Source organism: Pseudomonas sp. W2Aug9 (assembly GCF_023127755.1).
Taxonomy (GTDB): domain Bacteria; phylum Pseudomonadota; class Gammaproteobacteria; order Pseudomonadales; family Pseudomonadaceae; genus Aquipseudomonas; species Aquipseudomonas synxantha_A.
Genome location: NZ_SPKL01000010.1, coordinates 240667 through 266458, shown reverse-complemented (window position 1 = coordinate 266458; position 25792 = coordinate 240667). Strand labels below are relative to the sequence as shown.

The 25792-nt window shown below is 61.2% G+C and carries 23 protein-coding genes; 8 read left to right on the top strand and 15 right to left on the bottom strand.

The features are described 5' to 3' along the window. Positions 1-46 precede the first annotated feature (46 nt). A complete protein-coding gene (gene fecA / locus E3O56_RS08125; protein ID WP_248128076.1) occupies positions 47-2383 on the top strand; it encodes a TonB-dependent Fe(3+) dicitrate receptor FecA in 2337 nt (778 codons plus the stop codon). 135 nt (positions 2384-2518) lie between these two features. Here the strand turns inward: fecA and E3O56_RS08120 are convergent, their stop codons facing one another. Continuing rightward, positions 2519-3391, bottom strand: a complete 873-nt coding sequence (locus tag E3O56_RS08120) for a LysR family transcriptional regulator (protein WP_032877634.1) — start codon at positions 3389-3391, stop codon at positions 2519-2521. Between the two features lie 106 nt (positions 3392-3497). On the opposite strand from E3O56_RS08120, the gene E3O56_RS08115 reads away from it, so the two are divergent. Further along, positions 3498-5009 carry an MFS transporter gene (locus tag E3O56_RS08115; protein ID WP_248128075.1) on the top strand — a complete coding sequence of 504 codons (1512 nt, stop codon included), beginning with the start codon at positions 3498-3500 and terminating at the stop codon, positions 5007-5009. A gap of 54 nt (positions 5010-5063) precedes the next feature. Here the strand turns inward: E3O56_RS08115 and E3O56_RS08110 are convergent, their stop codons facing one another. Continuing rightward, the gene (locus E3O56_RS08110) at positions 5064-5474 is read right to left on the bottom strand and encodes an HPF/RaiA family ribosome-associated protein (RefSeq protein WP_005785111.1); all 411 of its coding nucleotides are present in this window, start codon (positions 5472-5474) and stop codon (positions 5064-5066) included. 213 nt (positions 5475-5687) lie between these two features. After that, positions 5688-6635: a LysR substrate-binding domain-containing protein gene (locus tag E3O56_RS08105; protein WP_005785109.1), complete on the bottom strand. Its 948-nt coding sequence runs from the start codon at positions 6633-6635 to the stop codon at positions 5688-5690. Positions 6636-6772: 137 nt separating this feature from the next. Between E3O56_RS08105 and E3O56_RS08100 the strand changes: the two genes are divergently transcribed. The 3 genes from E3O56_RS08100 to E3O56_RS08090 all read left to right on the top strand — a co-directional run bounded on the left by E3O56_RS08100 (position 6773) and on the right by E3O56_RS08090 (position 10082). Further along, complete coding sequence (locus tag E3O56_RS08100) at positions 6773-8149, top strand: L-serine ammonia-lyase (RefSeq protein ID WP_248128074.1); 1377 nt, start codon at positions 6773-6775, stop codon at positions 8147-8149. Positions 8150-8210: 61 nt separating this feature from the next. After that, the gene (locus tag E3O56_RS08095; protein ID WP_148853394.1) at positions 8211-9497 is read left to right on the top strand and encodes a serine/threonine transporter; all 1287 of its coding nucleotides are present in this window, start codon (positions 8211-8213) and stop codon (positions 9495-9497) included. A 267-nt stretch (positions 9498-9764) separates the two neighbouring features. Next, positions 9765-10082 (top strand): DUF3509 domain-containing protein, encoded by a 318-nt coding sequence (locus E3O56_RS08090; RefSeq protein ID WP_032877639.1) that lies wholly within the window; start codon positions 9765-9767, stop codon positions 10080-10082. Here the strand turns inward: E3O56_RS08090 and E3O56_RS08085 are convergent. Next, positions 10079-10567 carry a phosphate-starvation-inducible PsiE family protein gene (locus tag E3O56_RS08085; RefSeq protein ID WP_003188808.1) on the bottom strand — a complete coding sequence of 163 codons (489 nt, stop codon included), beginning with the start codon at positions 10565-10567 and terminating at the stop codon, positions 10079-10081. The genes E3O56_RS08090 and E3O56_RS08085 overlap by 4 nt on opposite strands. A gap of 294 nt (positions 10568-10861) precedes the next feature. Between E3O56_RS08085 and E3O56_RS08080 the strand changes: the two genes are divergently transcribed. Then, positions 10862-11122, top strand: a complete 261-nt coding sequence (locus tag E3O56_RS08080) for a YebG family protein (RefSeq protein ID WP_003188807.1) — start codon at positions 10862-10864, stop codon at positions 11120-11122. Positions 11123-11177: 55 nt separating this feature from the next. On the opposite strand, the gene E3O56_RS08075 is transcribed toward E3O56_RS08080, so the two are convergent. Next, a complete protein-coding gene (locus tag E3O56_RS08075; RefSeq protein ID WP_248128073.1) occupies positions 11178-12197 on the bottom strand; it encodes a Glu/Leu/Phe/Val dehydrogenase dimerization domain-containing protein in 1020 nt (339 codons plus the stop codon). A 186-nt stretch (positions 12198-12383) separates the two neighbouring features. Between E3O56_RS08075 and E3O56_RS08070 the strand changes: the two genes are divergently transcribed. Beyond that, positions 12384-13187 (top strand): transglutaminase family protein, encoded by an 804-nt coding sequence (locus E3O56_RS08070; protein WP_103733372.1) that lies wholly within the window; start codon positions 12384-12386, stop codon positions 13185-13187. Positions 13188-13456: 269 nt separating this feature from the next. Here the strand turns inward: E3O56_RS08070 and E3O56_RS08065 are convergent, their stop codons facing one another. From E3O56_RS08065 to hmgA, 4 genes are read right to left on the bottom strand one after another with little or no spacing between them, the layout of a single operon-like run. Next, positions 13457-14818, bottom strand: coding sequence for an aromatic acid/H+ symport family MFS transporter (locus tag E3O56_RS08065; RefSeq protein WP_103733371.1), 1362 nt, complete (start codon positions 14816-14818; stop codon positions 13457-13459). Positions 14819-14840: 22 nt separating this feature from the next. Beyond that, on the bottom strand, positions 14841-15503 hold the full coding sequence (gene maiA, locus E3O56_RS08060; protein ID WP_216090783.1) for a maleylacetoacetate isomerase: 663 nt from the start codon (positions 15501-15503) through the stop codon (positions 14841-14843). Between the two features lie 12 nt (positions 15504-15515). Beyond that, positions 15516-16802 (bottom strand): fumarylacetoacetase, encoded by a 1287-nt coding sequence (gene fahA, locus E3O56_RS08055; RefSeq protein WP_248128072.1) that lies wholly within the window; start codon positions 16800-16802, stop codon positions 15516-15518. Between the two features lie 3 nt (positions 16803-16805). Further along, positions 16806-18089, bottom strand: coding sequence for a homogentisate 1,2-dioxygenase (hmgA, locus tag E3O56_RS08050; protein ID WP_103733368.1), 1284 nt, complete (start codon positions 18087-18089; stop codon positions 16806-16808). A 120-nt stretch (positions 18090-18209) separates the two neighbouring features. On the opposite strand from hmgA, the gene E3O56_RS08045 reads away from it, so the two are divergent. Beyond that, positions 18210-18989, top strand: coding sequence for an IclR family transcriptional regulator (locus E3O56_RS08045; protein ID WP_032877646.1), 780 nt, complete (start codon positions 18210-18212; stop codon positions 18987-18989). Position 18990: 1 nt separating this feature from the next. On the opposite strand, the gene dacB is transcribed toward E3O56_RS08045, so the two are convergent. From dacB to E3O56_RS08015, 6 genes are all read right to left on the bottom strand, one after another. Then, positions 18991-20448 (bottom strand): D-alanyl-D-alanine carboxypeptidase/D-alanyl-D-alanine-endopeptidase, encoded by a 1458-nt coding sequence (dacB, locus tag E3O56_RS08040; protein WP_103733367.1) that lies wholly within the window; start codon positions 20446-20448, stop codon positions 18991-18993. Between the two features lie 168 nt (positions 20449-20616). Next, positions 20617-23031, bottom strand: coding sequence for a TonB-dependent receptor (locus E3O56_RS08035; RefSeq protein ID WP_248128071.1), 2415 nt, complete (start codon positions 23029-23031; stop codon positions 20617-20619). 109 nt (positions 23032-23140) lie between these two features. After that, entirely contained in the window at positions 23141-23413 is a 273-nt protein-coding gene (locus E3O56_RS08030) for a GIY-YIG nuclease family protein (RefSeq protein ID WP_032877650.1), read from the bottom strand. Positions 23414-23450: 37 nt separating this feature from the next. After that, a complete protein-coding gene (locus E3O56_RS08025; protein WP_032877651.1) occupies positions 23451-23921 on the bottom strand; it encodes a nuclear transport factor 2 family protein in 471 nt (156 codons plus the stop codon). Between the two features lie 91 nt (positions 23922-24012). Next, the gene (locus E3O56_RS08020) at positions 24013-24648 is read right to left on the bottom strand and encodes a response regulator transcription factor (RefSeq protein ID WP_032877653.1); all 636 of its coding nucleotides are present in this window, start codon (positions 24646-24648) and stop codon (positions 24013-24015) included. A 200-nt stretch (positions 24649-24848) separates the two neighbouring features. After that, positions 24849-25667: a response regulator gene (locus E3O56_RS08015; protein ID WP_248128070.1), complete on the bottom strand. Its 819-nt coding sequence runs from the start codon at positions 25665-25667 to the stop codon at positions 24849-24851. Positions 25668-25792 lie beyond the last annotated feature (125 nt).

Here is a 25792-nt window from a genome sequence, read left to right as displayed (position 1 = left end):
CAGAGAAGGAAAGCCACCTTGATCCTTCCTTCTCAGGACCACCTTCATGCCCCAGCAACCGACGCTTCTTGCCCGCACCTTGCGCCAACTCCTACTGGGCGCCAGCCTCAGCCTGACCGTGCTGCCTGCGGTGATGGCCGCCGACGCCAAGGCGTACCACATCGCGCCGACCACCCTGGAAGCGGCCCTGAATCAATTTGGCCGCCAAGCCGGTGTGCTGGTGTCATTCGGTTCCCACGTGACGGCCGGTATGCAAAGCCCTGGCCTGTCGGGCAATTACAGCGCGGCCGAGGGCCTGAGCAAACTGCTGGAGGGCACCGGCCTGCAAGCCCGGGCCGAGGGCGACAACGCCTTCAGCCTGCAACCGGCTGGCGCCCCCGCCACCCTCGAACTGCAAACCTCCAACGTGGTCGGCGACTGGCTCGGTGACGCGGCGCAAACCAACGTGTTCGAACACCCCGGCGCCCGTGATGTGATCCGCCGCGAGGAGTTCGAACGCCAAGGTGCAACCCAAGCCCGCGACGTGCTAAACCGCATTCCCGGCGTCAACGCCCCGGAAAACAACGGCACCGGCAGCCATGACATGGCGCTGAACTTCGGCATTCGCGGGCTCAACCCGCGCCTGGCATCGCGCTCCACGGTGCTGATGGATGGCATCCCGGTGCCCTTCGCGCCCTATGGCCAGCCGCAGTTGTCCTTTGCGCCGATCAGCATGGGCAACATGGACGCGGTAGATGTGGTCCGTGGCGGCGGTGCGGTGCGCTACGGCCCGCAGAACGTCGGCGGCATCGTCAACTTCGTGACCCGCGCCATCCCGCAGGCGCCCACGGTCAAGGGCGGCTTGCAGACCGAGACCAGCCCGTCTTCCAGCCACGACGGCTTCAAGACCACTGGCAACCTGCTGGCCGGCGGCACTGCTGACAACGGCTTGGGCGGCGCGATCCTGTACTCCGGCACCCGGGGTGGCGACTGGCGCGAAAACAGCAACACGCGCATCGACGACCTGATCCTCAAGGGCAAATACCAACTGGACGACGCCAACAGCTTCAACGCCATGGCGCAGTACTACGAAGGCCAGGCCGACATGCCCGGAGGCTTGAACGTCAAGGACTACAAGGCCGACCCGTATCAGTCCACCCGCCCCTACGACAAATTCTGGGGCCGCCGTACGATGTTCAACGTCGGCTATCGCTACGAGCAGGACCGCCGCGAATTCACGGTCAACAGTTTCTTCACCAAGACCCTGCGCAGCGGTTACCTGGACCAGGGCAGCTTCCTGTCGCTGTCGCCACGCGAATACTGGGTACGCGGCCTGGAAACCCGCTTCGCCCAGGGCTTCGACCTTGGCCCGACCAGCCATGAAGTGGGTGTCGGCTATCGCTATATCAATGAAGCGGGTCACGAGTTGCGCTACCGCACGCCGATTGCCGCGAACCAGCAAATCCCCACCACCAACAGTCGCAACGACCGCGACACCCGTGGCGGCACTGAAGCCAACGCGTTCTTTATCGACGACCGCATTGATATCGGCAAGTGGACCATCACACCGGGCGTGCGCTACGAGATGATCGAGTCCCAGCAGACCAACAACCTCAGCAACGTCAAATACAAAGGCGACTACAACACCGCACTGCCGGCACTGAACGTGCTCTATCACCTCACCGACGACTGGAACCTCTACGCCAACACCGAAGGCTCGTTCGGCAGCGTGCAGTACAGCCAGATGCCCAACCGCGTGAACAGCGGCGAAGTAAAACCGGAAAAAGCCCGCACCTGGGAACTCGGCACGCGCTACGACAATGGCAGCCTGCGCGCAGAAATCGGCGCGTTCCTGATCAACTTCGACAACCAGTACGACAGCAACCAGACCAACGACACGGTGATCGCCCGCGGTGAAACCCGTCACCAGGGCATCGAGTCGAGCATCAACTATGCGCTCGACGGCCTGAGCCCGGCGCTGGCGGGTTTCGATGTGTATGCCACTTATGCCTATGTCGACGCGACCATTCGCGAAGACGGCCCGAACAAAGGCAACCGCGTGCCCTTCTCGTCCAAGCACAAAGGCACCCTCGGCGTGGGTTACACCGAAGGCCCGTGGAAGCTCAACCTGGACAGCAGCTACCAGAGCAGCCAGTTTGCCGACAACGCCAACACCCAGGCCGAGAGCGCCGACGGTGCCAATGGGCGGATCCCCGGCTACATGCTGTTCAGCAGCCGCGCGGCCTATGACTTCGGCCCGCAATTGTCGGATTTGAATGTGGCGGTGGGGGTGAAGAACATCTTCAACAAGCAGTACTACACCCGCTCGTTTGACGACAACAACAAGGGCAAGTATGTGGGTGAGCCGCGTACGGTGTATGTGCAAACCTCTATCGCGTTCTGACCCAAATCTGCAGAACAACACAGAACCTACTGTGGGAGGGGGCTTGCTCCCGATGGCGGTGTGTCAGTCGGTACATTTGCCACTGATACACCGCCATCGGGAGCAAGCCCCCTCCCACATTGGACCTAACCAACTTCAGCTGCCCGCCAGGCAACTGGGCGTGGCCGCCACCAACGCATCGATGGCACACCGTGTCTTGGCCGGCATATGCACCGCCGTCGGCCAGACCACATGGATCGGCGCAGGCTGTTCGCGATAGCTGGGCAGCACCGCTTCCAATTGCCCCCGCAGCGCATAGTGAGCTATCAACCAACTCGGCAACCAGGCCAGGCCCACGCCCGCGATGGCGGCATCGGCTAGCGCCTGGAGGTCGTCCACTATCAGGGGCGAAGCCAGACGCGAGCGATGCGTGGTGTTGCTGCGATACGCAATGCCGCGATGAGCGGCCAGGTCTTCGATACGTTCAATGGCGCCCTTGCGCTGCAGATACGCCGGCGAGGCTGCCAGCCCCATGGCCTGCTGGCCCAGGCGACGGGCACTCAGGCGGTCGGTGTCCGGCAACGGGCCGATGCGTACGGCCATGTCGAAGCCTTCTTGCGCCAAATCGATCATGCGGTCGGAGAAGCAAATCTCGATTTCAAGTTCAGGGTAACTCTCCATCAAGCCCCACAAGGCCGGTGCCGCATAGTGGTGCCCGAACGCCAGCGGCACACTGACCCTCAGCCGTCCCCGTGGTTGTTGCCGACCACTTTCGAGCACCGATTCGGCCGCTTCCAGTTCGGCCAATGCGCGCAGGCAATGTTCGTAGTACGCCTGCCCGTCCTCGGTCAACCGCTGGCGGCGCGTGGAGCGCTGCAACAGGCACGTGCCCAGCCGCGCCTCCAGACGCGCCAAGCCTTTACCGACGGCCGAGCGTGTAAGGTTCAGGCGCTCGGCGGCGTCGGTCAGGTTGCCGCTCTCGACGATTTGCAAAAACAGCTCAACGCCATCAAAACGCGGGGTAGCCATGCGTCAATTGTCGCCTTTGATTCCCATATCAATGGAAAACTTATCACGAATAACGAATCCGGTTCCCGAGAGAATAGAGCCCTCCCCTATTTGAAAGGAACTCGTCATGCCGTCCGCCGCAGCTGCATCGGCCCTCAACCCGCCGAGCACCGCCAGAAATGCCCTGGCCCTCACCGCCGTTTGCCTGGTGGCCCTCATGTTCGGCCTGGAAATCTCCAGCGTGCCGATGATCCTGCCGACGCTGGAACAGGAATTGGGCACCGGCTTTCAAGACGCCCAATGGATCATGAATGCCTACACCCTGGCCTGCACCAGCGTGCTGATGGCGGCAGGCACGCTGGCGGATCGTTTCGGTAGGCGGCGCGTGCTGGTGCTGTGTCTGTGGGTGTTCGCCCTGGCCTCGCTGGCGTGTGGCCTGGCCAACGATGCGCCGACACTGATCGTGGCGCGGTTCATCCAGGGCATTGGCGCCGGCGCGATGATGATTTGCCAGTTTGCCATCTTGTCCCACCAGTTCCGCGAACCGGCGGCGCGGGCGCGAGCGTTCGCGATATGGGGCGTAATTGCTGGCGTGGGCCTGGGTTTCGGGCCGATGATCGGGGCAGTGATACTGGCCGTCGCGGACTGGCGCTGGGTGTTCCTGGTGCATGTACCACTGACCCTGTTTACCTTGGCGCTGCTGCACATCAGCGTGCAGGAATCCCGTGACCCGGCCAGCCATCGCCTCGACATTGCCGGCATGTTGACCATGACGCTGGCGGTGTTTGCGCTGGTCTACTTCATCACCCAGGGCAGCGAGAACGGCTTCGGCACCCCGGCGATGCTCGGCTGGGCCGGCCTGTCGGTCTTCGGACTGCTGCTGTTTATCTTGATCGAACGGCGCAGCGCCCATCCGATGTTCGACTTCTCGGTGTTCCGCATCCAACGTTTCAACGGCGCCTTGATGGGCTCAATCGGCATGAACTTCAGCTTCTGGCCGTTCATGATCTACTTGCCACTGTATTTCCAGGCGGGCCTGGGTTACGACACGCTGACCACCGGCGCCGCGCTGCTTGCGTACACCTTGCCCACTTTGTTGGTGCCGCCATTGGCCGAACGCCTGGCCCTGCGCTTTGGCGCCGAACGCATCATCCCCCTGGGCCTGGGGACGATGGGTGCAGGTTTTTTGGGCATGGCCGCGGTTAATTACGCCGAACAGCCCAGCACAGCACTGGTGCTGCTCAGTTGCGCGATCGCCGGCATTGGGCTGGCGCTGACCAATTCGCCGACCACCAATACCACCACCGGCGCCGTCTCGACTGACCGCGCAGGCATGGCCTCGGGCATCGACTTCAGCGCACGGCTGATCACCCTGGCGCTCAACATCGCATTGATGGGGCTGGTGCTGTTGCTCGGAATCAGCCATCACCTGGCCAATGTATTGCCGGCCAGCACGGCGGCGGATTGGGCAACCCTCTGCCAGCATATTGCCGCGGGCAAGCTGAACGCGCCTGGCCTCACACGCCTGGAGGCACAGACGGCCCTGCGTAGCGGTGCTGGTTGGGCCATGCTGTTTGCGGGCTTGGGCGCTTGCGGATTGGCCGCTCTGAGCCGGTATTTCTTCCAGCGACGGTGTTGAACGAAAACGGGCCTGCATATGCAGGCCCGTTTTCAGTGGGGAATGAAAAAACAGTTAGCTGTTAATGACAGCGTTTTCGTTTTCCAGGAATTCCTCTTCCAGCGCGTCTTCATTCACTTTGTTGATCGGCTGGTTTTTCCCGGCAGCGCGAGGCTTGCCTTGCAGTTTGCCGAACAGGTGTTCCAACGCATGGTCCAACTTGGTGGCGGCGCCATCGATCGCTTGCTCCAGCGTATCGGCTTTATGGCACACGGAAACTGGTTGGTGGCCCTTTGGCCGTGCTTCCAGGCGGCAACTTAAATCGTGGGGACCGGGCTTGTCGCCGTTCTCATCCCGCAGGTAAACCTCAACGCGGGTCAGGTCTTCTTCGTAACGTTCGAGCGTGCTCTCAATGGTAGTACGTACCCACTCCTCCAGTCGGATGCTGCTTTCAATATGGTTATCGCTATTGACTTGGATTTGCATAGTTCTTCCCTTATTTCAGCTAGCTCGCCAGAGATCACAAACTGCAACACCGGGGTGGTGAAACCATGACCTCCTGATTACACAATTGAGCACCTGCTAAAACAATTCAACCCCTTTGCAAAGATAAATCCTACATTACAAATTAACCCTGACGACGGGCAAAAACGCTGGTAGGGTGGGGAGTTAGTTACAACTTCTTACGTTCTATTTTCCTCACAATTGCCCCTCTCCCAACGGGTGCAAACCGCGAAAAATCCCTGCTTCCTCCACCAGCCAGTCGTGCACCGCGCGCACGCCGGGGTGGCTCAATGCACCTGGCGCATACAACAGCACATAGCGCTTATGGTTGGGCACGGCCAGGCCAAACGGCACAATCAAGGTGCCGCGCTCCAGTTCATCATTGAGCAACGTGCGCCGCGCAATCGCTACCCCCATGCCGGCAATGGCGGCTTCGATGGTCAGGTGGTTGCGGTTGAAGGTATGCCCGCGCCGCACGTCGGCACCGTGGTGGCCGATGGCATTCAGGTAGAACTCCCACTCGGCATATTCATAACTCCCACGCCAGGCAGTGATGTCGTGCAGCAGCGGAAAATGCGCCAGATCGGCCGGGCCATGCAACGGCGGCCGTCCACGTAGAAGGCTGGGGGCGCACACCGGGAATATCTGCTCGTCCAGCAGGGCTGTGGATAACAAGCCGGGGTAGCTGCCATCGTTGAGGTCGATGGCCAGGTCGAAGTCGCCTTCATGCAGGGCGATGCTGCTGTCTTCGGCGACCATGCGCAGTTGGATGTCGGGAAAGCGCTGCTGCAAACGTGGCAGGCGCGGGGTCAGCCATTTGCCGAGAAACGAGGGGATCGAGCGCAGGCGCAGGGTGCCGCTGATCATCCCGGCATCCAAGCGCTGCAATTCCGCATCAATGCTGCCATAAGCCTCGCCGACCACCGCCGCCAGGCGCTGCCCCTCGGCGCTGAGTTCAACGCCACGGGCGCGCCGATGAAACAGACGAAAGCCCAGGCGCTCCTCCAACTGGCGAATCTGCTGGCTCACCGCCCCCGGTGTGATGTGCAGTTCTTCGGCGCAGCGGGTGAACGACAGATGCCGTGCAGCGCAAGAAAACACATGCAGCCACACATAGGTCTGGCCGTGAAGGGGGCGGGTCATAGCGTTTAGTCCTGCTAAAGGGTGTCTTAGGATAATTCGTTGGTCAGTGCCGATCCAGAGGCTCAGTATCGCGCCAATTCCGCCTGCTCTACAAAACATGGCAGCGATTTCTACTCCATTGCTTGTAAGGCTTTAGCATGGCTATCAGTGTTTTCGATCTATTCAAGGTGGGCATTGGCCCCTCCAGCTCCCATACCGTCGGCCCGATGCGCGCTGCCGCGACGTTCGCCCAGGCCCTGACCGATCAGCATTTGCTCAGCCAAACCCGCCGCGTTGAAGTGCGCCTGTACGGCTCGCTGTCCGCCACCGGCGTAGGCCATGCCACTGATCGCGCCTGTGTGATGGGCTTGATGGGCGAATGGCCGGACCGCGTCGACCCCACCTCGATCAATGCGCGTATCCAGCAACTGCGCGAGTCGGGTCAATTGCTATTGGCCGGCTCCCAGGCAATCGCTTTCAACTGGCACACCGACCTGTTGCTGCTGGATGAAAGCCTGCCTTACCACCCCAACGCCATGTCCCTGCACGCCTATGGCGACAACGGCCCTCTGAGCGAGCAGACCTATTACTCGGTAGGCGGTGGTTTCATCATCGAAGCCGCGGAAGCCGCCTCGGGCATTGCGCCGACCAGCGACGTGCAATTGCCCTACGACTTTTCCAGTGCCGTGGAACTGCTGGCGTTGTGCAACAAGCATGGCTTGCGGGTTTCCGAACTGATGATGGCCAACGAACGTGCGTGGCGCAGCGACGAAGAGATCCGTAGTGGCCTGCTGCACATCTGGTCGGTGATGCGCGAATGCGTGGAACAGGGCCTGCGCGATGAAGGCATCCTGCCCGGCGGCCTGGACGTACCGCGCAGGGCGGCGAAACTGCACCGCAGCCTGCTGGAAATCGGCAAACCCAATGTGATCACTTCAACCTTGTCGGCGATGGAATGGGTCAACCTGTTCGCCCTCGCCGTCAACGAAGAAAACGCCGCCGGCGGGCGCATGGTCACTGCCCCGACCAATGGCGCGGCCGGCATCATCCCGGCGGTGCTGCATTACTACATGAAATTCAACGCCGACGCGTCTGACGATGATGTGGTCAATTTCTTCCTGGCCGCCGCCGCCGTCGGCATCCTCTGCAAGAAAAACGCCTCGATCTCCGGCGCCGAAGTCGGCTGCCAGGGCGAAGTGGGCTCGGCCTGCGCCATGGCCGCCGCCGGCCTGGCCGATATTCTCGGCGCCACCCCCGAGCAACTGGAAAACGCCGCCGAAATCGGCCTGGAACATAACCTCGGCCTGACCTGCGACCCGGTCGGCGGCCTGGTGCAGGTGCCGTGCATCGAGCGTAATGCCATTGCCGCGGTCAAGGCGATCAACGCCACGCAAATGGCCCTGCGCGGTGACGGCAAGCACTTCATTTCCCTCGACCGGGTAATCCGCACCATGCGTGATACCGGCGCCGATATGCATGACAAATACAAAGAAACTTCACGGGGCGGCCTGGCGGTCAGCTGGGTGGAGTGCTGATCGGAGCACTGCTACCCGCCCCAACGTGAGCCCGCGCAAAAATAATAACGAGGCAATACCGATGACTGATGTACGTACACCTGCTGCCGAAAATCCCGCTCTGGACAACACCGTTACCACCGGCTGGACCAAACACGACACCACCTGGATGCTCGGCCTCTACGGCACCGCCATCGGCGCCGGTACCCTGTTCCTGCCGATCAACGCCGGCGTCGGCGGGTTCTGGCCGCTGATCGTGCTGGCGCTGCTGGCTTTTCCGATGACTTTCTTCGCCCACCGTGGGCTGACGCGCTTTGTGTTGTCGGGCAAATCCGGCGACATCACCGAAGTGGTCGAGGAACACTTTGGTGTCGGCGCCGGCAAGCTGATCACCCTGCTCTACTTCTTTGCGATCTTCCCGATCCTGCTGGTGTACAGCGTCGCGCTGACCAACACCCTGGGCAGTTTCATGGAGCACCAACTGCACATGACCCCACCGCCCCGTGCGATCTTGTCCCTGGTGCTGATCCTCGGCCTGATGGCCATCGTGCGTTGTGGCCAGGGTGTGATCGTCAAGGCCATGAGTGTGCTGGTGTACCCTTTCGTTGCTGCGCTGTTGCTGCTGGCTGTCAGCCTGATCCCCAACTGGAATGGCGCGTTCTTCGCCTCCGCCAGCGAAGGCATGCCGCTGCCGCTGTTCTTCAAGACGCTGTGGCTGGCGATCCCGGTGATGGTGTTCTCGTTCAACCACTCACCGATCATCTCCGCTTTCGCCGTGGACCAGAAGCGCGTCTACGGCGCCCAGGCCGAGCGCAAAAGCAGCGGCATCCTCGCCACCGCCCACGCCATGATGGTGCTGACCGTGATGTTCTTCTGCTTCAGCTGCGTACTGGCGCTGTCACCTGCTGACCTGGCCGCCGCCAAGGCGCAGAACATCTCGATCCTGTCGTACCTGGCCAACCACTTCCAGACCCCAGTGATCGCCTACGCCGCGCCGCTGATCGCGCTGGTGGCGATTACCAAATCGTTCCTGGGCCACTACATCGGCGCCAGCGAAGGCTTCCAGGGCTTGATCGTCAAATCCCTGCGCGGGCGCAACCGCTCGATGTCGGCGAAATGGCTGGAACGCTCCACCGCGCTGTTCATGGTGCTGACCTGCTGGGCCGTGGCCACCTTCAACCCAAGCATCCTCGGCATGATCGAAACCATGGGCGGGCCGATCATCGCGTGCCTGCTGTTCCTGATGCCGATGTACGCGATTCGCCGCGTGCCATCTTTGCGCCAGTATTCAGGTCAGGTATCGAATGTGTTTGTGGTGGTCATCGGGCTGATTGCGCTGTCTGCGATCGTTTTTTCCGTGATGCCCTGAAATAGCTCACTGACCTCAAGCACAACGCAGATCAAATGTGGGAGGGGGCTTGCCCCCGATAGCGGTGTATCAGCCAATAAATACTCGGCTCAAAGACTGCTATCGGGGGCAAGCCCCCTCCCACATTGAGCTTCCAGCGCCTGTACGGCACGGCCCTTGCTGTAGAGCTATTGAGGAAAACGGAATTTGGCCGATGGTCAGGCAATGCGAACTAATCCTGACACCGGCCGTCAATGACTGCATGTTCTTATCAGGCGGTAACGCACCATGGACAATCCTTTTCAGATCATCACCGACACCTTCACCCCCCAATACCGCGTCAATCTGAGCATCCAACGGTTGGACGGCAGCATCATGCTCACCCTCTCGGACGAGACCGGCGTGGTGGCCAAGCGCATGATCAGCGCCGAACAGCGCAACGACCCGCAGCGCCTCAAGCGCCTGGTGCAAAGCATCCAGTTCGGCATCGCCATCGAACAGGGTCATAGCGCCGTGGAAATCCTGGAGCTGATGACGGACGGCGACAGCCACAAACTCCTGCAGCGACCGCCCGCCCGTACCCTGCCCTTCAGCGTGGGGCTTTAAAGCTCGCCCTTCTCGGTCTCAAGGCTCGCTTCGCCCTTGCGGCGCGGGCTCTCGACCTTCACCGAAGGGAACGCCGACGACGCATAGCGCACCACCAGGATCGCGAACGCCAACAACAGAATTCCGCCGCACAGGTAGATGATGCCTACATCCGGCGGGTTGTGGTGCGACACGTTGGAGATCAGCAAACGCGTGAGCGCGGTGATTGCCACATAGATCAGGAAGCGTACCGGCATGTGGTTGGTCTTGAAGTAAATCCCGACCATCGCGCCCAGTTCCAGGTAGATGAACAGCAGCAAGATGTCATCGATCTTGATGTGCCCATTTTCCAGCATCCCCAAAAACTCCATCACCGCTGCCCAGGCGGTCACCGCACCAATGGCAAACAACGCCAGGTAGTGAAACGACTCGACAAACAGATTGCCCAGGGACTCGGCCAGCCCGTGGACTTGCTGGCGCAGCCTTTCGGCCCAGTTGATTTTCACGATGATGCTTCCTTAGGTCGGTTCGACCGGATAATGCGGGTTGGACGTGACGGTTGTTCTGTATGCAGAAACAAGGCCATAGACAGGATAGTGAGATGGTGGCGGGCTGACATTAGGCACTTAATCAATCCTTGTGGCGAGGGAGCTTGCTCCCGCTGGGGTGCGCAGCGCCCCCATTTCCCAACTACATTAAAAACCTACTATCCAAACTCCAACGTTTGGCTTATCCTTTTCGCTGTATATAAATACAGTAGTCGCAAAAGACAACTATCGTGAAGGCATGTGAGGTGGTGAATGGCCGTCGAAGTGGTATACCGCAGCAGCCGAGATCTGGAGCGTTTGTTCATGGATAAAGCCGAAGCTGACCGTCATGACAAGATGCTTGAACTCGCTGAGTTGCTGGCAGAGGTGTTGCAAAAAGCCGTGCCGTCGTTGAGCGAGCAGCAGGTGGAAGAAGCCGGGATCTACATGGCGAAGAACCGCGATGTATTTGCCAAGGCGTTCAAGAGCCAACCGGACGCGCTGTCCGAGTTGTTGAACCCGGCGGCAGAGTAAAGCCCGAATTGAACAGGCCCTGAATCATGGATTCAGGGCCTTTTTAATGCCCGGCCTATTTGTACAGCAAGCGTTCGGCCAGCTCATCGGCGACACGTGCGGGGGAGCGCTTTTCGGCTTGGGCGTGGGCGAAGATTTCGGTCAGGCGCGTGCCAATGTTCGATAGGTGCGCGGTGATGCCGGGCAGGTCGGTGCCGGCGTGTTTGAGGGCGACGTAGATCAGGCCGCCGGAGTTGATCACGTAGTCTGGGGCGTAGAGGATGCCGCGGCCTTCCAACTGGTCGGCGATGTCCAGGTTGGTCAGTTGTGCGCTGGCGGCACCTGCCACGGCGGCGCAACGCAGTTGGCCGACGCTGTTGCGGTTGAATACGGCGCCGACGCCGCAGGGCGCGAGGATGTCGCAGGGGGTGCTGAGCAAAGCATCGTTGGCAATCGGGTGGGCGCCCAGTTGCTCCATGGCCAGTTGCACCTTGCCGTGGTCGATGTCGCTGACCAGCAGTTCTGCACCCGCGGCGTGCAGTTGCTCGGCCAGGGCATAACCGACGTTGCCCAGGCCCTGCACCGCTACGCGCAGGCCCTCAAGGTTGTCGCTGCCCAGGCGCGCCATGGCGGTGGTACGGATGCCGGCAAACACGCCCATGGCGGCATGGGGCGCAGGGTCGCCAGCGGCGGTGGTGCTGGTGACAAAGCGGGTGTTCTGGGCGATGCAATCCATGTCGGCGACCGAGGTGCCGCTGTCGATCGAGGTAATGAAACGGCCGTCGAGTTTTTCGATACAGCGGCCAAACGCCTCGAATAGCGCGGCGCGGCTCTCCACGTGCACAGGGCGGATGATGACCGCCGTGCCGCCGCCCACCGCCAGCCCGGCCAATGCAGCCTTGTAGCTCATGCCTTGGGCCAGGCGCGCGGCATCGGCCACGGCACTGTCATCGTTGGGGTAAGCCAGGTAGCGACAGCCGCCCAAGGCAGGCCCCAGGCGACTGTTGTGGATGGCGATGATCGCTTTCAGCCCGGTCACCGGGTCGACGCTCAGGTGCAGCGATTCAAGGCGGGTGCTGTGCATGAGCGCAAACATCAATGAGCTCCCGAATCACTTTTGGTTGTGGACAAAGTATAGGCTCGCGGCAGAAAACTGCTGGATTGCACTGGAATAAGCCGCGCTGTTTCGTAAGATCCAGGACATAAGCACGCAGGATATTTTTCAAGATACTGGACGAAATTTCCTGGCAAGGCTAAAACGGGGCATCCGCCGGAGAACGCGATGAATCCCCGCACAGCCTTTTTCGCCTGCCTGGACCGTTCACCCCCTGCGCTGTTTGAAGCCGCGCTGTGGATGGCTGCCGAACACGATGCCAGCGTACAGCCGTTGCTGATCCTGCAAGAGCTGCGCGTACTGCAACAGCAGGTCAGCCTGGGCATGCCCCTGTTGCCGGCCGATGAACTCGGCCAGCCGCTGCTGCGGCGCCTGAATGACCTGGGGTTTGCCCAGGATGATCACACCCCGTTGCGCCCCGCCGCCGCGCTGCTGGACAAAGTGCTGCTGCGAAAACGCGGGCAACCCTTGGCCATGGGCCTGATCGCACTGGAAATGGCACGGCGCCTGGATATCCCCATGGTCGGGGTAAATTTCCCCGGCCACTTCCTGCTACGCGTACCCGGTGCCGACCACCTGCTGGACCCGTGCGGCGGTCGACGCCTGTACCCCAACGACTGTCGCGAACTGCTGCACCGCCAATACGGGCCAAAACTCAACTTGCACGCCGACCACCTGCACACCGCCGAGCCTAGGGCGATCCTGCAGCGGCTGTCACGTAACCTGCGCCAACTGCACCTCGCCAACGACGATCCCCTGGCTGCCCTGGTGGACGCCGAGCGCGTACTGGAACTGGGCAATGCCAGCGCCGCCGACTACCTTGCCCGCGCCAGCCTGTACCAGCGACTGGATTGCCCGAGCGCCGAGCGCTTTGACCTGGAACACGCATTGATGCTCAGTGATGACCCGATCCAGCGCCTGCGCCTGACCGAGCGGTTGGGGCACCTGCCGCCCAATTCAGTGGTGCATTGACCTAGGGGGCGTTCTCAATTAGTTTCCCCGCCGCGTTGTCGCCTTAAAGCGGGCCAGGCAAGGCGCAGGCCGCAGGGAATGGTTGTTCCCTTTCCAAGGCCTGCAACGCAGGCTGGCCCGCTTTAAGGCACAACCCGAAGGGCCGGGCCTGCTGTTGTGCAGGGCTGCGTTGCTCGAAGCTTATTTGGAATGACCAAACCACGCTTCTCGCGCCTTGCCCTGCACAACAGCAGACCCGGCGCGACGGGGAAACTAATTGAGAACGCCCCCTAGGTGCGATTGAGAATATCGCCAGGCACTGGCGTTTTTAGCGTAGTGGAGCCCGGCGCCCGCACCTGAATAATCAACAGCGCCGCAATCACGGCCGGAATCGCACAGAAGAAGAAAATCTGCTCCACCGGTATATGCATCGCCAGCAACATACTGCCGAACAGCGGCCCCAGGATTGATCCAAAACGCCCTACCCCCAACGCCCAGCCTGTGCCGGTGGCGCGCACCTGCGCCGGGTAGAAATTGCTCGCAAAGGCATTGAGGGTCAGTTGCCCGCCGATGATGCAGAACCCGGCGGCGAACACGCAGGCCACTAGGTAACGTGGATTGTCGTGGTTCAAGCCCAGCAGGATGGTGCACAGCGCAGCCGCCGCCAGCACGCCGGACAACAGTCGCACCTTGCTTTTCAGGCGGTCGGCAAACCAGGCCATGAGGATGGCGCCCAAGGTGCCGGCAAACAGGAACATCGACGTGACCAGGTTGGCTTCGTTCAGCGCCAGGCCGCTTTCGAGCAACAGCGATGGCAACCAACTGATCATGAAATACAGCAAAATCAGGCTGACAAAAAAGGTCGCCCAGATCAGCAGCGTCGGGCGCGCGTAGCCGTTGCGAAACAGCTCCACCACCGTCAGTTTGCTGCCTTGTTCCTGCAGGTTTTCAGCTTCGGTCGCGGGCGGCGGTTGCCAGTCGGGCAGCATCCGCGCCGTGACTTTGCGCAAACGCAGATACGGCGGTGCATCGCGCAACAGGCGTGGCAAGGATTCGGGCAACAGCCACACCAGGAACGGGAACAGCAGCAACGGCGTTACCCCACCAGCCAGGAACACCGCCTGCCAACCAAAGCTGTCGATAAACCCGGCCGCCACAAAGCCGCCCGCCGCGCCGCCGAACGAAAAGCCGCAGGCCGCCAGGGTCACCATCAAGGTGCGCATGCGCGGCGGCGAATATTCAGACATCAATGCCATGGCACTGGGCATTGCGCCCCCCATGCCGATGCCGCAGATAAACCGCGCCGCCATCAGTGTGGTGAGGGAATTGGCAAACACCATCAGTACGGTGAGGCTGGCATAGATCAGCACACAGGCCAACAGGATGCGCCGCACGCCGAAACGATCCGCCAGCGGTGTCACCAGCAGCGAGCCGAGGGTCAACCCGAGCAGGTTGGCGCTGAACACCGGCCCGAACGCAGCTTTTTCCAGGCCCCAATCCTGAGCCAGCGCCGGCACTACATAGCCCAGCACCTGGGCGTCGTAGCCATCGGTGACCAGCAGTAATGCCAGCAACACGAGAATCAACCACTGGTAGCGCGACACCGGACGGGCGTCGAGTGCCGCGCGAAAGCTGGCAATCTGATTGTGCATCGCAAGGTACCTTTATTTTTTATTAGGTTGGCACGATCAAAGGTGGGAGGGGCGGTGTGTCAGGTTGATTGGCGGGGTGGGCCTGTACGAAGGCCGGATGCTGCGCCGCCAACGCTGCCACTCGCCCAATGCGCGGGTAAGCCACCAGCGGCACCTTGAAACGTTCGGCCGCATACAGCTGTGGAATCAGAAATGCATCCGCCATGCCTGGCTGCTCGCCAAAGCAGAAGCCCTTATCTCCAATCAACTGCTCCACCGCACCCAGCCCCTGGCTGACCCAATGGGCGATCCATTCAAGCAACTGCGCTTCATCGTGCCCCCACTGACGCAACAGGTTCTGCGTGCTGGAGTTGTGCAGCGGGTGGATATCGCAGGCGATGATCGACGCTACTGCCCGTTCATGGGCACGGGCTGCCGGATCGCTGGAGAGCAGTGGCACCTGTGGATAACGCTCCTCCAGGTATTCGATGATCGCCTGCGACTGGATCAACGTCTCCCCTTGATCAGTACGCAACGCCGGCACACGTCCTTGAGGGTTGATCGCCAGGTACTCGGGCTGGTGATTGGCGCCGCCTGCCGGGACCAGCAGGTTGACTGGCAGCGCGGTGAAATCCAGGCCCTTGAGCGCCAGGGCAATACGTACCCGATACGACGCGGTGGAACGGTAGTAAGTATAGAGTTCCATGACCCTGCCCTCTTAACGTGCCGCAACCACAGTACCGCGGCATTCACCAAAGCCGATGCTGGCAAAACCTTCGCGGCGGCAACGGCCACGCAGGATGATTTCGTCGCCGTCTTCAAGGAATTTACGTACCTCGCCCGAGGCCAATTCAATCGGCTTCTTGCCGCCTTCGGTAATTTCCAACAGGCTGCCGAACTGCCCCGGCTGCGGCCCGGACAAGGTGCCTGAACCAAACAGGTCGCCGGCCTGTAACTGGCAACCGTTGACGCTGTGGTGCGCAACCATTTGCGCCACTGTCCAGTACATATGCTCGGTATTGCTCAAGGTCAGGCGATAGGCGGGCAGGTTCTGCTCGCGCATTGAGGCTGTGGTGAGCAGCACTTCCAGCTCGATATCAAAGGCGCCCGCGTTCTGATCACGTTTATCCAGCAGATACGGCAGCGGTTGCGGGTCGCCCTCGGGCCGCGCCGGTTGCGCTTTGCGAAAGGGCTCCAGCGCTTCGGCGGTCACCACCCATGGCGAAATACTGGTGATAAAGCTTTTCGACAGGAACGGGCCCAGCGGCTGGTATTCCCAGGCCTGGATATCTCGCGCCGACCAGTCGTTGAGCAGGCAGAAACCGGCGATATGCTCGGCCGCATCGCCGATGGCAATCGCTTCGCCCATGGCATTGCCCTGGCCGATCCAGATGCCCAGCTCCAGTTCGTAGTCCAGGCGTGCGCAGGGGCCGAACGTCGGTTCGGACTGGCCGGCCGGCAGTGTCTGGCCTTTGGGGCGCCGGACCTGCGTGCCCGACGGGCGAATGGTCGACGCACGGCCGTGGTAACCAATCGGCACGTACTTGTAGTTGGGCAACAGGGGGTTATCCGGGCGAAACAGTTTGCCGACGTTCTGCGCGTGCTCGATGCCGACGTAGAAGTCGGTGTAGTCATTGATCTTCGCCGGCAAGTGCATCTGGCAATCGGCGGCGTGGTGCAGCACCTGCGCTTCGCGCTGTTGCAGCTGGCTGCCTTCGGCCAGCAGCTCCAGCAGGCGCTCGCGTAACGCCACGCGTGGCCCACGGCCAAGTTCAAAAAAGGCGTTCAATTGGCCACCCGCTGTTGCCTCAACGGCACGGCGGGCAGCACCGTCAAATTCATCCAGCGCGGCGTGCAGGTCGAGGACCATATCGCCGATCGCTACGCCACAGCGCGGGGCCGAGCCGTTGATACTGAACACGCCCAGGGGCAGGTTCTGCAGGGGGAAATCCGCGTGACCGTTGGCCGAGGCCACCCAGCTGCGGCTCTGCGTTGGTTGCGTCATGGGTTATCTCCGATTCGGGTTGAAGGTGGCGGGCAGTGAGGCCCAGCACGCGTCGTAAGCAGGTTGCAGCTGCGGGCACTCCAGGGCGAACTGGGTCGGGCGCAGCACTTGGCTGGTTTCGAACATGAAGGCCATGGTGTTATCGATCTTGTGCGGCGCCAGGTCCGCATTGATGGCCTTGGTGCAGGTCTCGCCATCCGGGCCATGGGCGCTCATGCAGCTGTGCAGCGACGCGCCGCCGGGCAGGAAGCCTTCGGCCTTGGCATCGTAGGCGCCCTGGATCAGGCCCATGTATTCGTTCATCAGGTTGCGATGGAACCATGGCGGACGGAAGGTATTCTCGGCCACCATCCAGCGCGGCGGGAAGATCACGAAGTCGAGGTTGGCCAGGCCATGCACGCTGGTAGGTGAGGTCAGCACGGTGAAGATCGACGGATCCGGATGATCGAAACTCACCGTACCGATAGTGTTGAAACGACGCAGGTCGTATTTGTACGGTACGTTGTTGCCGTGCCAGGCGACCACGTTGAGTGGTGAATGGTCCAACTCGCAGGCCCACAGTTCACCAAGGAATTTCTGTACCAGCGTGGTCGGTTGCTTGAGGTCTTCGTAGCGGGCCACTGGCGTGAGGAAGTCACGCGGGTTGGCCAGGCCATTACTGCCGATGGGGCCCAGGTCGGGCAGGCGCAGCGGGGCGCCGTGGTTCTCGGCAACATAACCGCGTGCGTGTGCATCCAGCAGTTCGATACGGAATTTGAGGCCACGGGGCAGCACGACAATTTCCAGCGGCTCGACGTCCAGCGCGCCCAGTTCGGTGGCGATGCGCAGGCGGCCCTGCTCCGGCACGATCAGCAGTTCGCCGTCGGCATTGAAGAACACGCGCTCCATGGAACGATTGGCGCGGTAGGTGTAGATGCTGATGCCCGAAGGTTTTTCCGACCCCGAGTTGGCCACCATGCCGACCAGTCCATCGATAAAGTCCGTCGGCTCACTCGGAATATCCAGCGGGTTCCAGCGCAGACGATTGGGCGTCACTGCGCCCAAGGGTCCACCGGCCAATTGCTGCGCAAGCTTGATGAACGCCGGGTGATTGGCCGACGGCTGGATGCGGTACAGCCAGGTGCGCCGGGCTTCGCTGCGCGACATGGTGAAGGCCGTGCCGGAAAACAGTTCGGTATACAGCCCGTAGGGGGCCTTCTGCGGCGAGTTCTGGCCGACGGGCAATGCGCCAGGCAAGGCTTCGCTGGCGAATTCGTTGCCGAAACCCGAAAGGTATTCGAGGGTCATGGATCATCCTCTGGGGGTCAGTTGTATTTATCGTAATCCAGTTACGCATAACGTAATTTGATCACTGTTGACCGTCAAGCTATAAAGACGCCCATTCATCTTTCGGATTCTCGCCCTTCCATGGAAAAGCCCCGCGACACCGGTAAACAGAAAGTCCGTTCGGCGGAAGTCGGCACCGATATTCTCAAGGCTCTGGCCGAATTGTCCCCGGCCACCTCGCTGTCACGTCTGGCCGAACATGTGCAGATGCCGGCGAGCAAGGTCCACCGCTATTTGCAGGCGCTGATTGCCTCCGGATTTGCCGAGCAGAACACCGCCACCAACCATTACGGCCTGGGCCGGGAGGCGTTGCGCGTGGGGCTGGCGGCGCTGGGCAGCATGGATGTGTTGAAAGTCGGCGCCATGCCCCTGGCCGAGCTGCGCGATGAATTGAATGAAACCTGCTTTCTGGCGGTGTGGGGCAACCAGGGCGCGACCGTGGTGCAGATCGAGCCGGCAGTGCGCGCCGTTACCGTTGTGACGCAGTTGGGCTCAGTGCTGCCGCTGCTCAGTTCGTCCACCGGGCTGGTGTTCAGCGCTTACCTGCCGTCACGGGAAACGGTGGAACTGCGCGAACGCGAGGTTCAAGCCGGCACCGCTCATACCTTGGCAGACGATCAGGCCTATGCCAGCGTGTGCGAACAAATCCGCAGCCGTGGCCTGCACTTTGTGCATGGCCTGCTGATGCCCGGCGTGGATGCGTTGTCGGCACCGGTGTTCAATGCGGTCGGGCAAGTGGCGGCAGTGATGACCGTAGTCGGCCCGACCTCACTGTTCCATGCCGATGAAGATGGCCCGGCGGCGCAGCACCTGCTGGCGGCGACCCGGGCCGTGAGTTGGCGCATGGGCTATCAGCCCTGAATCAATCGTCGTTGCGAGACAGCGCCACTGCCACGCGATCCTCCAACGCCTTGACCTGCGCGCCGGCCACCACGTAGTTGTTGGTCAGCATCGCGAACACCAGCTTGCGCCCGCCGGCGTCGGTGATGTAACCACTCAATGACGACACGCCGCCCATGGAGCCGGTCTTGGCGTGCAGGTTGTTCTGCGCCTGCGTGTCGCGCAGACGGTAGCGCAGGCTGCCGCCGGTCATGCGGTCGGTGTTGCCGGCAATCGGCAGCGCGTTGTACCAGGCGTCGAACCACGGCTGTTTGCTGGCGACCAGTAGCAGGTCGGTGAGGGTTTGCGACGACACCAGATTGCGCCGCGAGAGGCCGGAGCCATCGACCTGACTGAACGTGCTGGTGTCCAGCCCCTGACGCTTGAGAAACCCGGCCACTGCCACGGCGCCCGCCGCTGCCGTGCCGCTATTGGCGGTCTGGCGGCCCATGGCCTTGAGCAAGGCTTCGGACATGTTGTTGTTCGAAAGCTTGAGCAGCGGCACGATCAGCTCCTGCAACGGTGCCGATTGGTGCTCGGCCAGCACCGTCACTGCAGCCGGGCTTGCCCCACCCATCACTCGACGCCCCAATACGGTGATGCCCTGTTGCGCCAAGGCTTGTTCGAATAGATTCGCGACCAGTTGCGTCGGCTCCCAGACGCTGACCAATTGCTGGCTCTGCCGCCCCGGCGCCACTGCACCGCTGAGCTGCAACAGGTTGGTGCCATGGCGACGGTTGATCCCATAGCTGTTGCCTGGCCCACTGATGGCGCGGTTGCTCAGTTGCAGGTAATCGGTGGGCGGAAAAATCTCGACACTTACCGGCGAGCCGGCCCGCAGCGCAGCCTTCGCGGTGACCAGTACGCTGCCTGCATCGAAATCCGAATTAGGCGACACGGTCAGCGCTGAAATCTGCGCGCCGTAGTAGGTGGTTTCGTCATCGTGAGACCAGTCGACACCCAGCCGCTCAGCGTCGAACCAGGTGTCATCGAACACCAGGTCGCCCTGCACCTGGCGCACGCCCTGGCTGGCCAACTGCGCGGCCAGGGCCTGGTAATCGGCAAACTGAACGGTCGGGTCGCCGAGGCCACGCAGGTACAGGTTGCCGGTCAAACGGTCGCCCTGGCGTATGCCATTGCTCAGCAGTTGGGTGGCGAAGCGGTATTGCGGCCCCAGCACGTCCATGGCCGCGGCTGTGGTCAACAGCTTGAGGTTGGACGCGGGCACCAACCGGGTGCGCGGGTTTTGCTGATACAGCGTGGAGCCCGTGCGGGCGTCACGTACCATCAGCGAGACCGTAGCGCCTTGCAGCGCCGGATCGCTCAACAGTTTATCCAAGGTTGCCGGCGTGGAAGTTTGGGAGACGCTGGCGCAGCCGCCCAGTAAAAAACTCAAACCGACCAGCAGGGTGCCGGTGCGTAACCATTTTACAAAGTGCATCGTTGCGTTTTCCATAAGCATGCAATGGCGGCAACGCTAACAGCTCGCTATCAATGTGGCGACCGCTTTCCTGTGGGAGCTGGCTTGCCTGCGATGCAGACAACTCGGTGTATCAGGCAAACCCAGTCGATGCCATCGCAGGCAAGCCAGCTCCCACAGATAAATGAATCAGAAGGTCAAGGTGCTGGACACCGACACCTGCCGCGCATCGCCAACCGACACAAACTGCGTATTCACCGATGAGGTGTAGTAAGTACGATCGAACAGGTTCTTCACATTGAGCTGGAACTTGACCTTCTGCCCTTCAAGCCGGGTGTCATAGCTGGCGAACACATCGGCCACGGTGTAGCTGGGCAGTTCGAAACTGTTCGCCGCGTCCCCTGCCCGCTCGCCGACATAACGCGCCCCGGCGCCGACACGCAGTTGATCGCCGCCCAGGACACTGCCGAAGTCATACACCGCCGACAACGAGCCGGTGCTTTTTGCCACATTCTGCAGGCGATTACCTTTGAGCTTAGGGTCTTCGGTAACCTCGGCATCGGTATAGGCATAGCTGCCAATCAGGCTCCACTTATCCGTCAGTTGGCCGCTGGCATCCAGCTCCAGACCGCGAGAACGCACCTTGCCGGCCACGCTGTACTCCGAGGTCAGGCCCTCGCCTACCTGCACCAATACGTTGCGTTTATCGATCGTGAACAGCGCGGCACTGGCGGTGATGCGCCCCGGCAGGTCGAACTTGGTACCCAGCTCCCAGGCTTTGGATTCTTCCGGCTGCAAACTGCCATTCAACACGGTTTTATTGGCCAGCGGCGCGATGGTGGAGTTGGGTTTGAACGACTCGGTATAACTGCCGTAGAACGACAATTGATCAGTGTAACGATACACCAGCCCGGCCCGTGGTACCCACTTCTGGCCATTGCCGTCGGTGTTGGCGGTGAACGGCACGCCTTTGCCGGCGTATTGATCGTACACCTGGTAGCGCGCACCGCCGACCAGGATCCATTGATCGTTGAGGTGGATGGCATCCTGGAAGAACAGCGAATCGCTGCGCAGCAGATCGGTCTGGTTGCTGTCCGGCGCGCTGACTTTGGAACCGGCGACTTCATTGCCGTATACCGGGTTGTTGTAATCGAAGGTGCCCCGCGGCGCCTGGCGGATCAGGTCGGCACGGTAGATCTTGCGGTACTCATCGTCCAGGCCGAACACCAGATCGTGCTGCATACCTGCAACATCGACCCTGCCTTCGAGGCTGGCGGTGGCGAAGCGGTCGGTGGTCAACGCGCCCTGGGTACCGTCCATGTTACGGGTCAGGGTGCCGTTGGTGTTGACCTTGACCACGCGCACCTGGCTGGCGTCATAGGTTTCGCGATTCCAGCTGTAGCCGAAGTGAGCTTTCCAGTCGTCGTTCAGATCATGATCGACGGTCAGGCGGTACAGATCGGAGCGACCTTCCATGTTGTTGAACGGTTCATCCAGACGCCGGGTGGCGGGGATGTTCAGCGGGTGGTTGGTCTTGGGATCGATGGCGGTGCCACGGTCGAACGGCGCGAGAAATTCGCGGTGTTCATAGGCCAGTACCACTTGGGTGGTATCGCCGTACCAGGCCAGGGACGGCGCCACCAGGGTCTCGCGATGGGTGCCGTAGTTACGCCAGTAATCTTCGTCTTCATGATCGACAATCAGGCGATAAGCCAGGCCGCTGTCGCCGAGGGGGCCGGTGGTGTCGAGGTTGCCGCCACTGCCGTTCTTGCCGCTGCCGAAGGTCGAGCCGCGCGCGGTCAGGGAGGTGGACTGCATCAGCTCAGGCTTTTTGCTGACGATATTGACCACGCCGCCCGGGTCCTGGATGCCATACAACAGCGAGGACGGGCCCTTGAGCACTTCAATACGCTCGGCGGTAGCGTTCATGGCACGGCCCTGCACCACCGGCATACCGTCCTTCATGATCGAGCCGTTACGGTTGTCGCCAAAACCACGCAACATCACCGCGTCCTGAGTACTGCCGAGGGTGTTGGACTGGGTGATGCCGCTGATATTGCCCAGGGCGTCATCCAGGTTGCGCGGTTGCTGGTCGCGCAGCACCTGGGCCGGCACCACGTTGACGGTTTGCGGGGTTTCCAGCAGCAACCCATGGGAGCGCATCACCGAACTGGTGGGCGGCGGCTGATAGCTGGTGCTGTCCTGCGTCGGGTTGGCCGCGCTGATAGTGGTGGCGCCAAGGTTGACCGCGCCGTCGCTGGGCAGCGGCTCCAGGGCCAGGGTGCGGGCGTCGATATGGCGGAAGGTGAAACCTGTATTGCTCAGCAGACGTTGCAGGGCCTGGGTCGCGCTCATCTGCCCACTGAGCGCCGGGGCATTGAGGCCATAAGGCGCTTCATCGGTGTAGATCACACTGATGCCTGTGACACGGCTGAACTCGCTCAGGGCCTGGGGCAGTGGTTTGGCTGCCAGGGCAAAATTGAACTGGGCGCTTTGCTGCTCCTGCGCACGCGCAACGCTCAAAGGCAGCAACGCCAGCCCTGACACCGCCAAGACCGAGGCTCCCAGCCACTGTTTTACCCAACCACCCGCCGTTGACTTCATGCTGTGAGAACCCGTGTAGAAAACGCTGTTAATGCGAATAGATCGCAGTTTCATGCACTACACGGATGGGCCGGGGATTTACCTCACATGAATCAGTAAATAATTTCGATCATTGCTTGCCACTCGTCGCGAGACACTCCTTGGCACTCTTCTTCAGCTTCTTGATCAGCCGCTCCTGGCGCAACGCCTCACCCTTGCTCGCGCATTGTTCGGTGTACACCAACGCCACCGCCGGGCTGGACAAGAAAAACCGCGCGCCCTTGCCGCTTTGGTGGCAGGCAAAGCGGCGCACCGGGTCATTGCTGATGCCGCAATACAACGAGCCATTGGCGGCACGCACCAGGTAGACGAACCAGGGTTTGGGTTCTACAGGATCAGTCACAGGGCAATTTCGGCAAACCAGAGGAGCGCCAATCTTATCAACGACCGGCCTGGAATGCCTTCAAGCCTTTAAGCGCCTGGGCCCGCACCGCATTTTTCAGCGCCGGCGACCAGCCCAACAGCAGCCCTTTCAAGCCCAGCGCCTGGCGCGACCATCGCCACAGGTCGAAGTGATCGTGGTGCTCGCAGATCTTGCCGTCGCGAAACACAAAGCGCGCACCGATGTCGTTAACCACCGTATTGCCCGTGGCACTGAACAGGTACGTCGCCACCCAGTGCGCGCTGCCTGTGCTGTCATCACTGCGCACGTGGTCGAAGGTCAGGGAGAAATCCTTTGCCCGCGTGGTGAGCATTCGCCACATATCCCCCGCGTCGCGCCCGCGCAACTCGCCGAAGGCCGGGTCGCTGAACACCACGTCTTCGGTGTAGCAGGCGGCCATGGCTTCGGCATCCAGGCGCTGGAAGGCACTGTAGAACGCGGTGATCAGGGCGTTATGGGCATCACTCATGGGCAGGCTCCGCAGGTTTCGAAAGAATAAGCGCACGATAGGCTGCCCACACCGCGCTGGCTACTGACATTCGCCAGGCAAATGCAGGAGCCTACGGCACCATCCCAGTGCTGCGAGCGTAGGCGAACAGGTCTACATCGGTTGAGATACTCAGCCGCTGCATAGCCGTGCTTTTCTGCTTACTGATGGTAGAGATACTGCGGTTGACCTGTGCCGCAATCTGGCTGACGGTCATGCCGCTGGCCAACATGCGCACCACCTCGCGCTCCTTGCAGGACAATTGCGGCACCTGGGACTGATCGCCCGTACCCGCCTCTACCATTTGCATCCGCAGGGATTCACTGGCGAACGTCTGGCCGGCACACACAGCCTTGATCGCCTGGGGCAGCTCCTTGGCCGAAGCACTTTTGGCCACCACGGCCTTGGCACCATGGGCGAAGGAAGCACGCAGGGTGGCGACGCTGGCGAACATGGTCACCAGAATCACCGGCAACTGCGGATATTGGCGGTGCAACAGGCTCAACAGCCCGTAGCCGTCGGCCTGCTGGCCGCCTGGCATGGCAAAGTCTGTGACGAGCACGTCACACGGGGTTGTCCTCAACAGTTCGAGCAACTGATCGGGGCCGTCGGCTTCCGCGACCACTTTGCACCGGCCATGCGCCTCAATCACGACTTTCTGCCCGATACGCACAATAGGGTGATCGTCAGCAATAATTACTCGAAGCATAGATTCCCACGAATGATGGCAAACTGAATCCGCGCAAAATACCCCCGCTGGCGCTCATCAACAACCGCTAACAAAGTGCTGCTGGCAGCCACGCTCAATGTTCAGTAGCTCACACTTTTTTGCCTACAAAACAATAAGAAAATACCTACAGCAAAGACAAGATCAACGGATTGCAAAACGCTCTGCGCCAACACTACCTCTCAGACTTCAGAGAGGTACTCGAGATAGACGAACAAGCGTGCCAGGAACAACTCCAATTGCACCTTGTGCGCAGCAACACCCTGGGACTGGACCTGTTCGATCAGCTTCACGGCGCTGGCTTCAAGGCCAGTACCGCCCAAAAACACCAGGCTGCCCACCAATCGATGGAGGCGCTCAGCCGTCAGTGACGAGTTCAACGTCAAGCAGGCATGGCGCAACACGCGGTGGTCTTCCCAGGCCTCGAACAACAGGGTTTCCAACAATTGATCGACGATACGCTCGCTGCCAAACATGGCGACCAACGTGGCACGGGTTGGCCAGCCGGCGAGCGGCGCAACGGCCTTCTGGGCGACATACGCGTCATCCTTGCTCGGCAGCCAGCGTGCCAACACGGCGTGCAGCTGTTCAAGGGTCAATGGCTTGAGCAGCCAGGCATCCATGCCGGCGTCGCGGCAACGCTGGGGGCTGTCGTTTTGCAGGTTGGCGGTCAAGGCAATGATCGGCACTCGCCTCTGCCCGTTGTCGCGCTCATGCTGGCGAATAGCGCGAGCCATGCTGTAGCCGTCCATGAACGGCATCTGGCAATCACTGATCACCAAGTCGAAGGCCCGGCTGGCAAAGGCCGCCAGCCCGACGTACCCATCGTCGGCCAATTCGTATCCCAACCCCAGTTTCTGCAGCAAACAACCCAGCAACAGGCGGTAGGCTGAATGGTCTTCCACCACCAGCACGCTCAACTGCTGCCAATGAAGCGGGGGGGCACCTTGCGGCTTCAATTTGCGGTTCGCTCCTGCTGTTGAACCTACCAGCGAACCCATCAGTACCTCTATCGTGACTATTGATCCGGCAGTAATCTCCGGCACTGGTGCAATAGCCCTCGAGACCTCTCATGTAGCAAATACCCATTCAGGGGGTATCTATAATCTTTTGAGTCAGACCGAGT

Excerpts from the sequence above, each read along its gene's own strand:
- fecA (WP_248128076.1), top strand. The coding sequence starts at position 47 with ATGCCCCAGCAACCGACGCTTCTTGCCCGCACCTTGCGCCAACTCCTA.
- E3O56_RS08120 (WP_032877634.1), bottom strand. The coding sequence starts at position 3,391 with ATGGCTACCCCGCGTTTTGATGGCGTTGAGCTGTTTTTGCAAATCGTC.
- E3O56_RS08115 (WP_248128075.1), top strand. The coding sequence starts at position 3,498 with ATGCCGTCCGCCGCAGCTGCATCGGCCCTCAACCCGCCGAGCACCGCC.
- E3O56_RS08110 (WP_005785111.1), bottom strand. The coding sequence starts at position 5,474 with ATGCAAATCCAAGTCAATAGCGATAACCATATTGAAAGCAGCATCCGA.
- E3O56_RS08105 (WP_005785109.1), bottom strand. The coding sequence starts at position 6,635 with ATGACCCGCCCCCTTCACGGCCAGACCTATGTGTGGCTGCATGTGTTT.
- E3O56_RS08100 (WP_248128074.1), top strand. The coding sequence starts at position 6,773 with ATGGCTATCAGTGTTTTCGATCTATTCAAGGTGGGCATTGGCCCCTCC.
- E3O56_RS08095 (WP_148853394.1), top strand. The coding sequence starts at position 8,211 with ATGACTGATGTACGTACACCTGCTGCCGAAAATCCCGCTCTGGACAAC.
- E3O56_RS08090 (WP_032877639.1), top strand. The coding sequence starts at position 9,765 with ATGGACAATCCTTTTCAGATCATCACCGACACCTTCACCCCCCAATAC.
- E3O56_RS08080 (WP_003188807.1), top strand. The coding sequence starts at position 10,862 with ATGGCCGTCGAAGTGGTATACCGCAGCAGCCGAGATCTGGAGCGTTTG.
- E3O56_RS08075 (WP_248128073.1), bottom strand. The coding sequence starts at position 12,197 with ATGTTTGCGCTCATGCACAGCACCCGCCTTGAATCGCTGCACCTGAGC.
- E3O56_RS08070 (WP_103733372.1), top strand. The coding sequence starts at position 12,384 with ATGAATCCCCGCACAGCCTTTTTCGCCTGCCTGGACCGTTCACCCCCT.
- E3O56_RS08065 (WP_103733371.1), bottom strand. The coding sequence starts at position 14,818 with ATGCACAATCAGATTGCCAGCTTTCGCGCGGCACTCGACGCCCGTCCG.
- maiA (WP_216090783.1), bottom strand. The coding sequence starts at position 15,503 with ATGGAACTCTATACTTACTACCGTTCCACCGCGTCGTATCGGGTACGT.
- fahA (WP_248128072.1), bottom strand. The coding sequence starts at position 16,802 with ATGACGCAACCAACGCAGAGCCGCAGCTGGGTGGCCTCGGCCAACGGT.
- hmgA (WP_103733368.1), bottom strand. The coding sequence starts at position 18,089 with ATGACCCTCGAATACCTTTCGGGTTTCGGCAACGAATTCGCCAGCGAA.
- E3O56_RS08045 (WP_032877646.1), top strand. The coding sequence starts at position 18,210 with ATGGAAAAGCCCCGCGACACCGGTAAACAGAAAGTCCGTTCGGCGGAA.
- dacB (WP_103733367.1), bottom strand. The coding sequence starts at position 20,448 with ATGCACTTTGTAAAATGGTTACGCACCGGCACCCTGCTGGTCGGTTTG.
- E3O56_RS08035 (WP_248128071.1), bottom strand. The coding sequence starts at position 23,031 with ATGAAGTCAACGGCGGGTGGTTGGGTAAAACAGTGGCTGGGAGCCTCG.
- E3O56_RS08025 (WP_032877651.1), bottom strand. The coding sequence starts at position 23,921 with ATGAGTGATGCCCATAACGCCCTGATCACCGCGTTCTACAGTGCCTTC.
- E3O56_RS08020 (WP_032877653.1), bottom strand. The coding sequence starts at position 24,648 with ATGCTTCGAGTAATTATTGCTGACGATCACCCTATTGTGCGTATCGGG.
- E3O56_RS08015 (WP_248128070.1), bottom strand. The coding sequence starts at position 25,667 with ATGGGTTCGCTGGTAGGTTCAACAGCAGGAGCGAACCGCAAATTGAAG.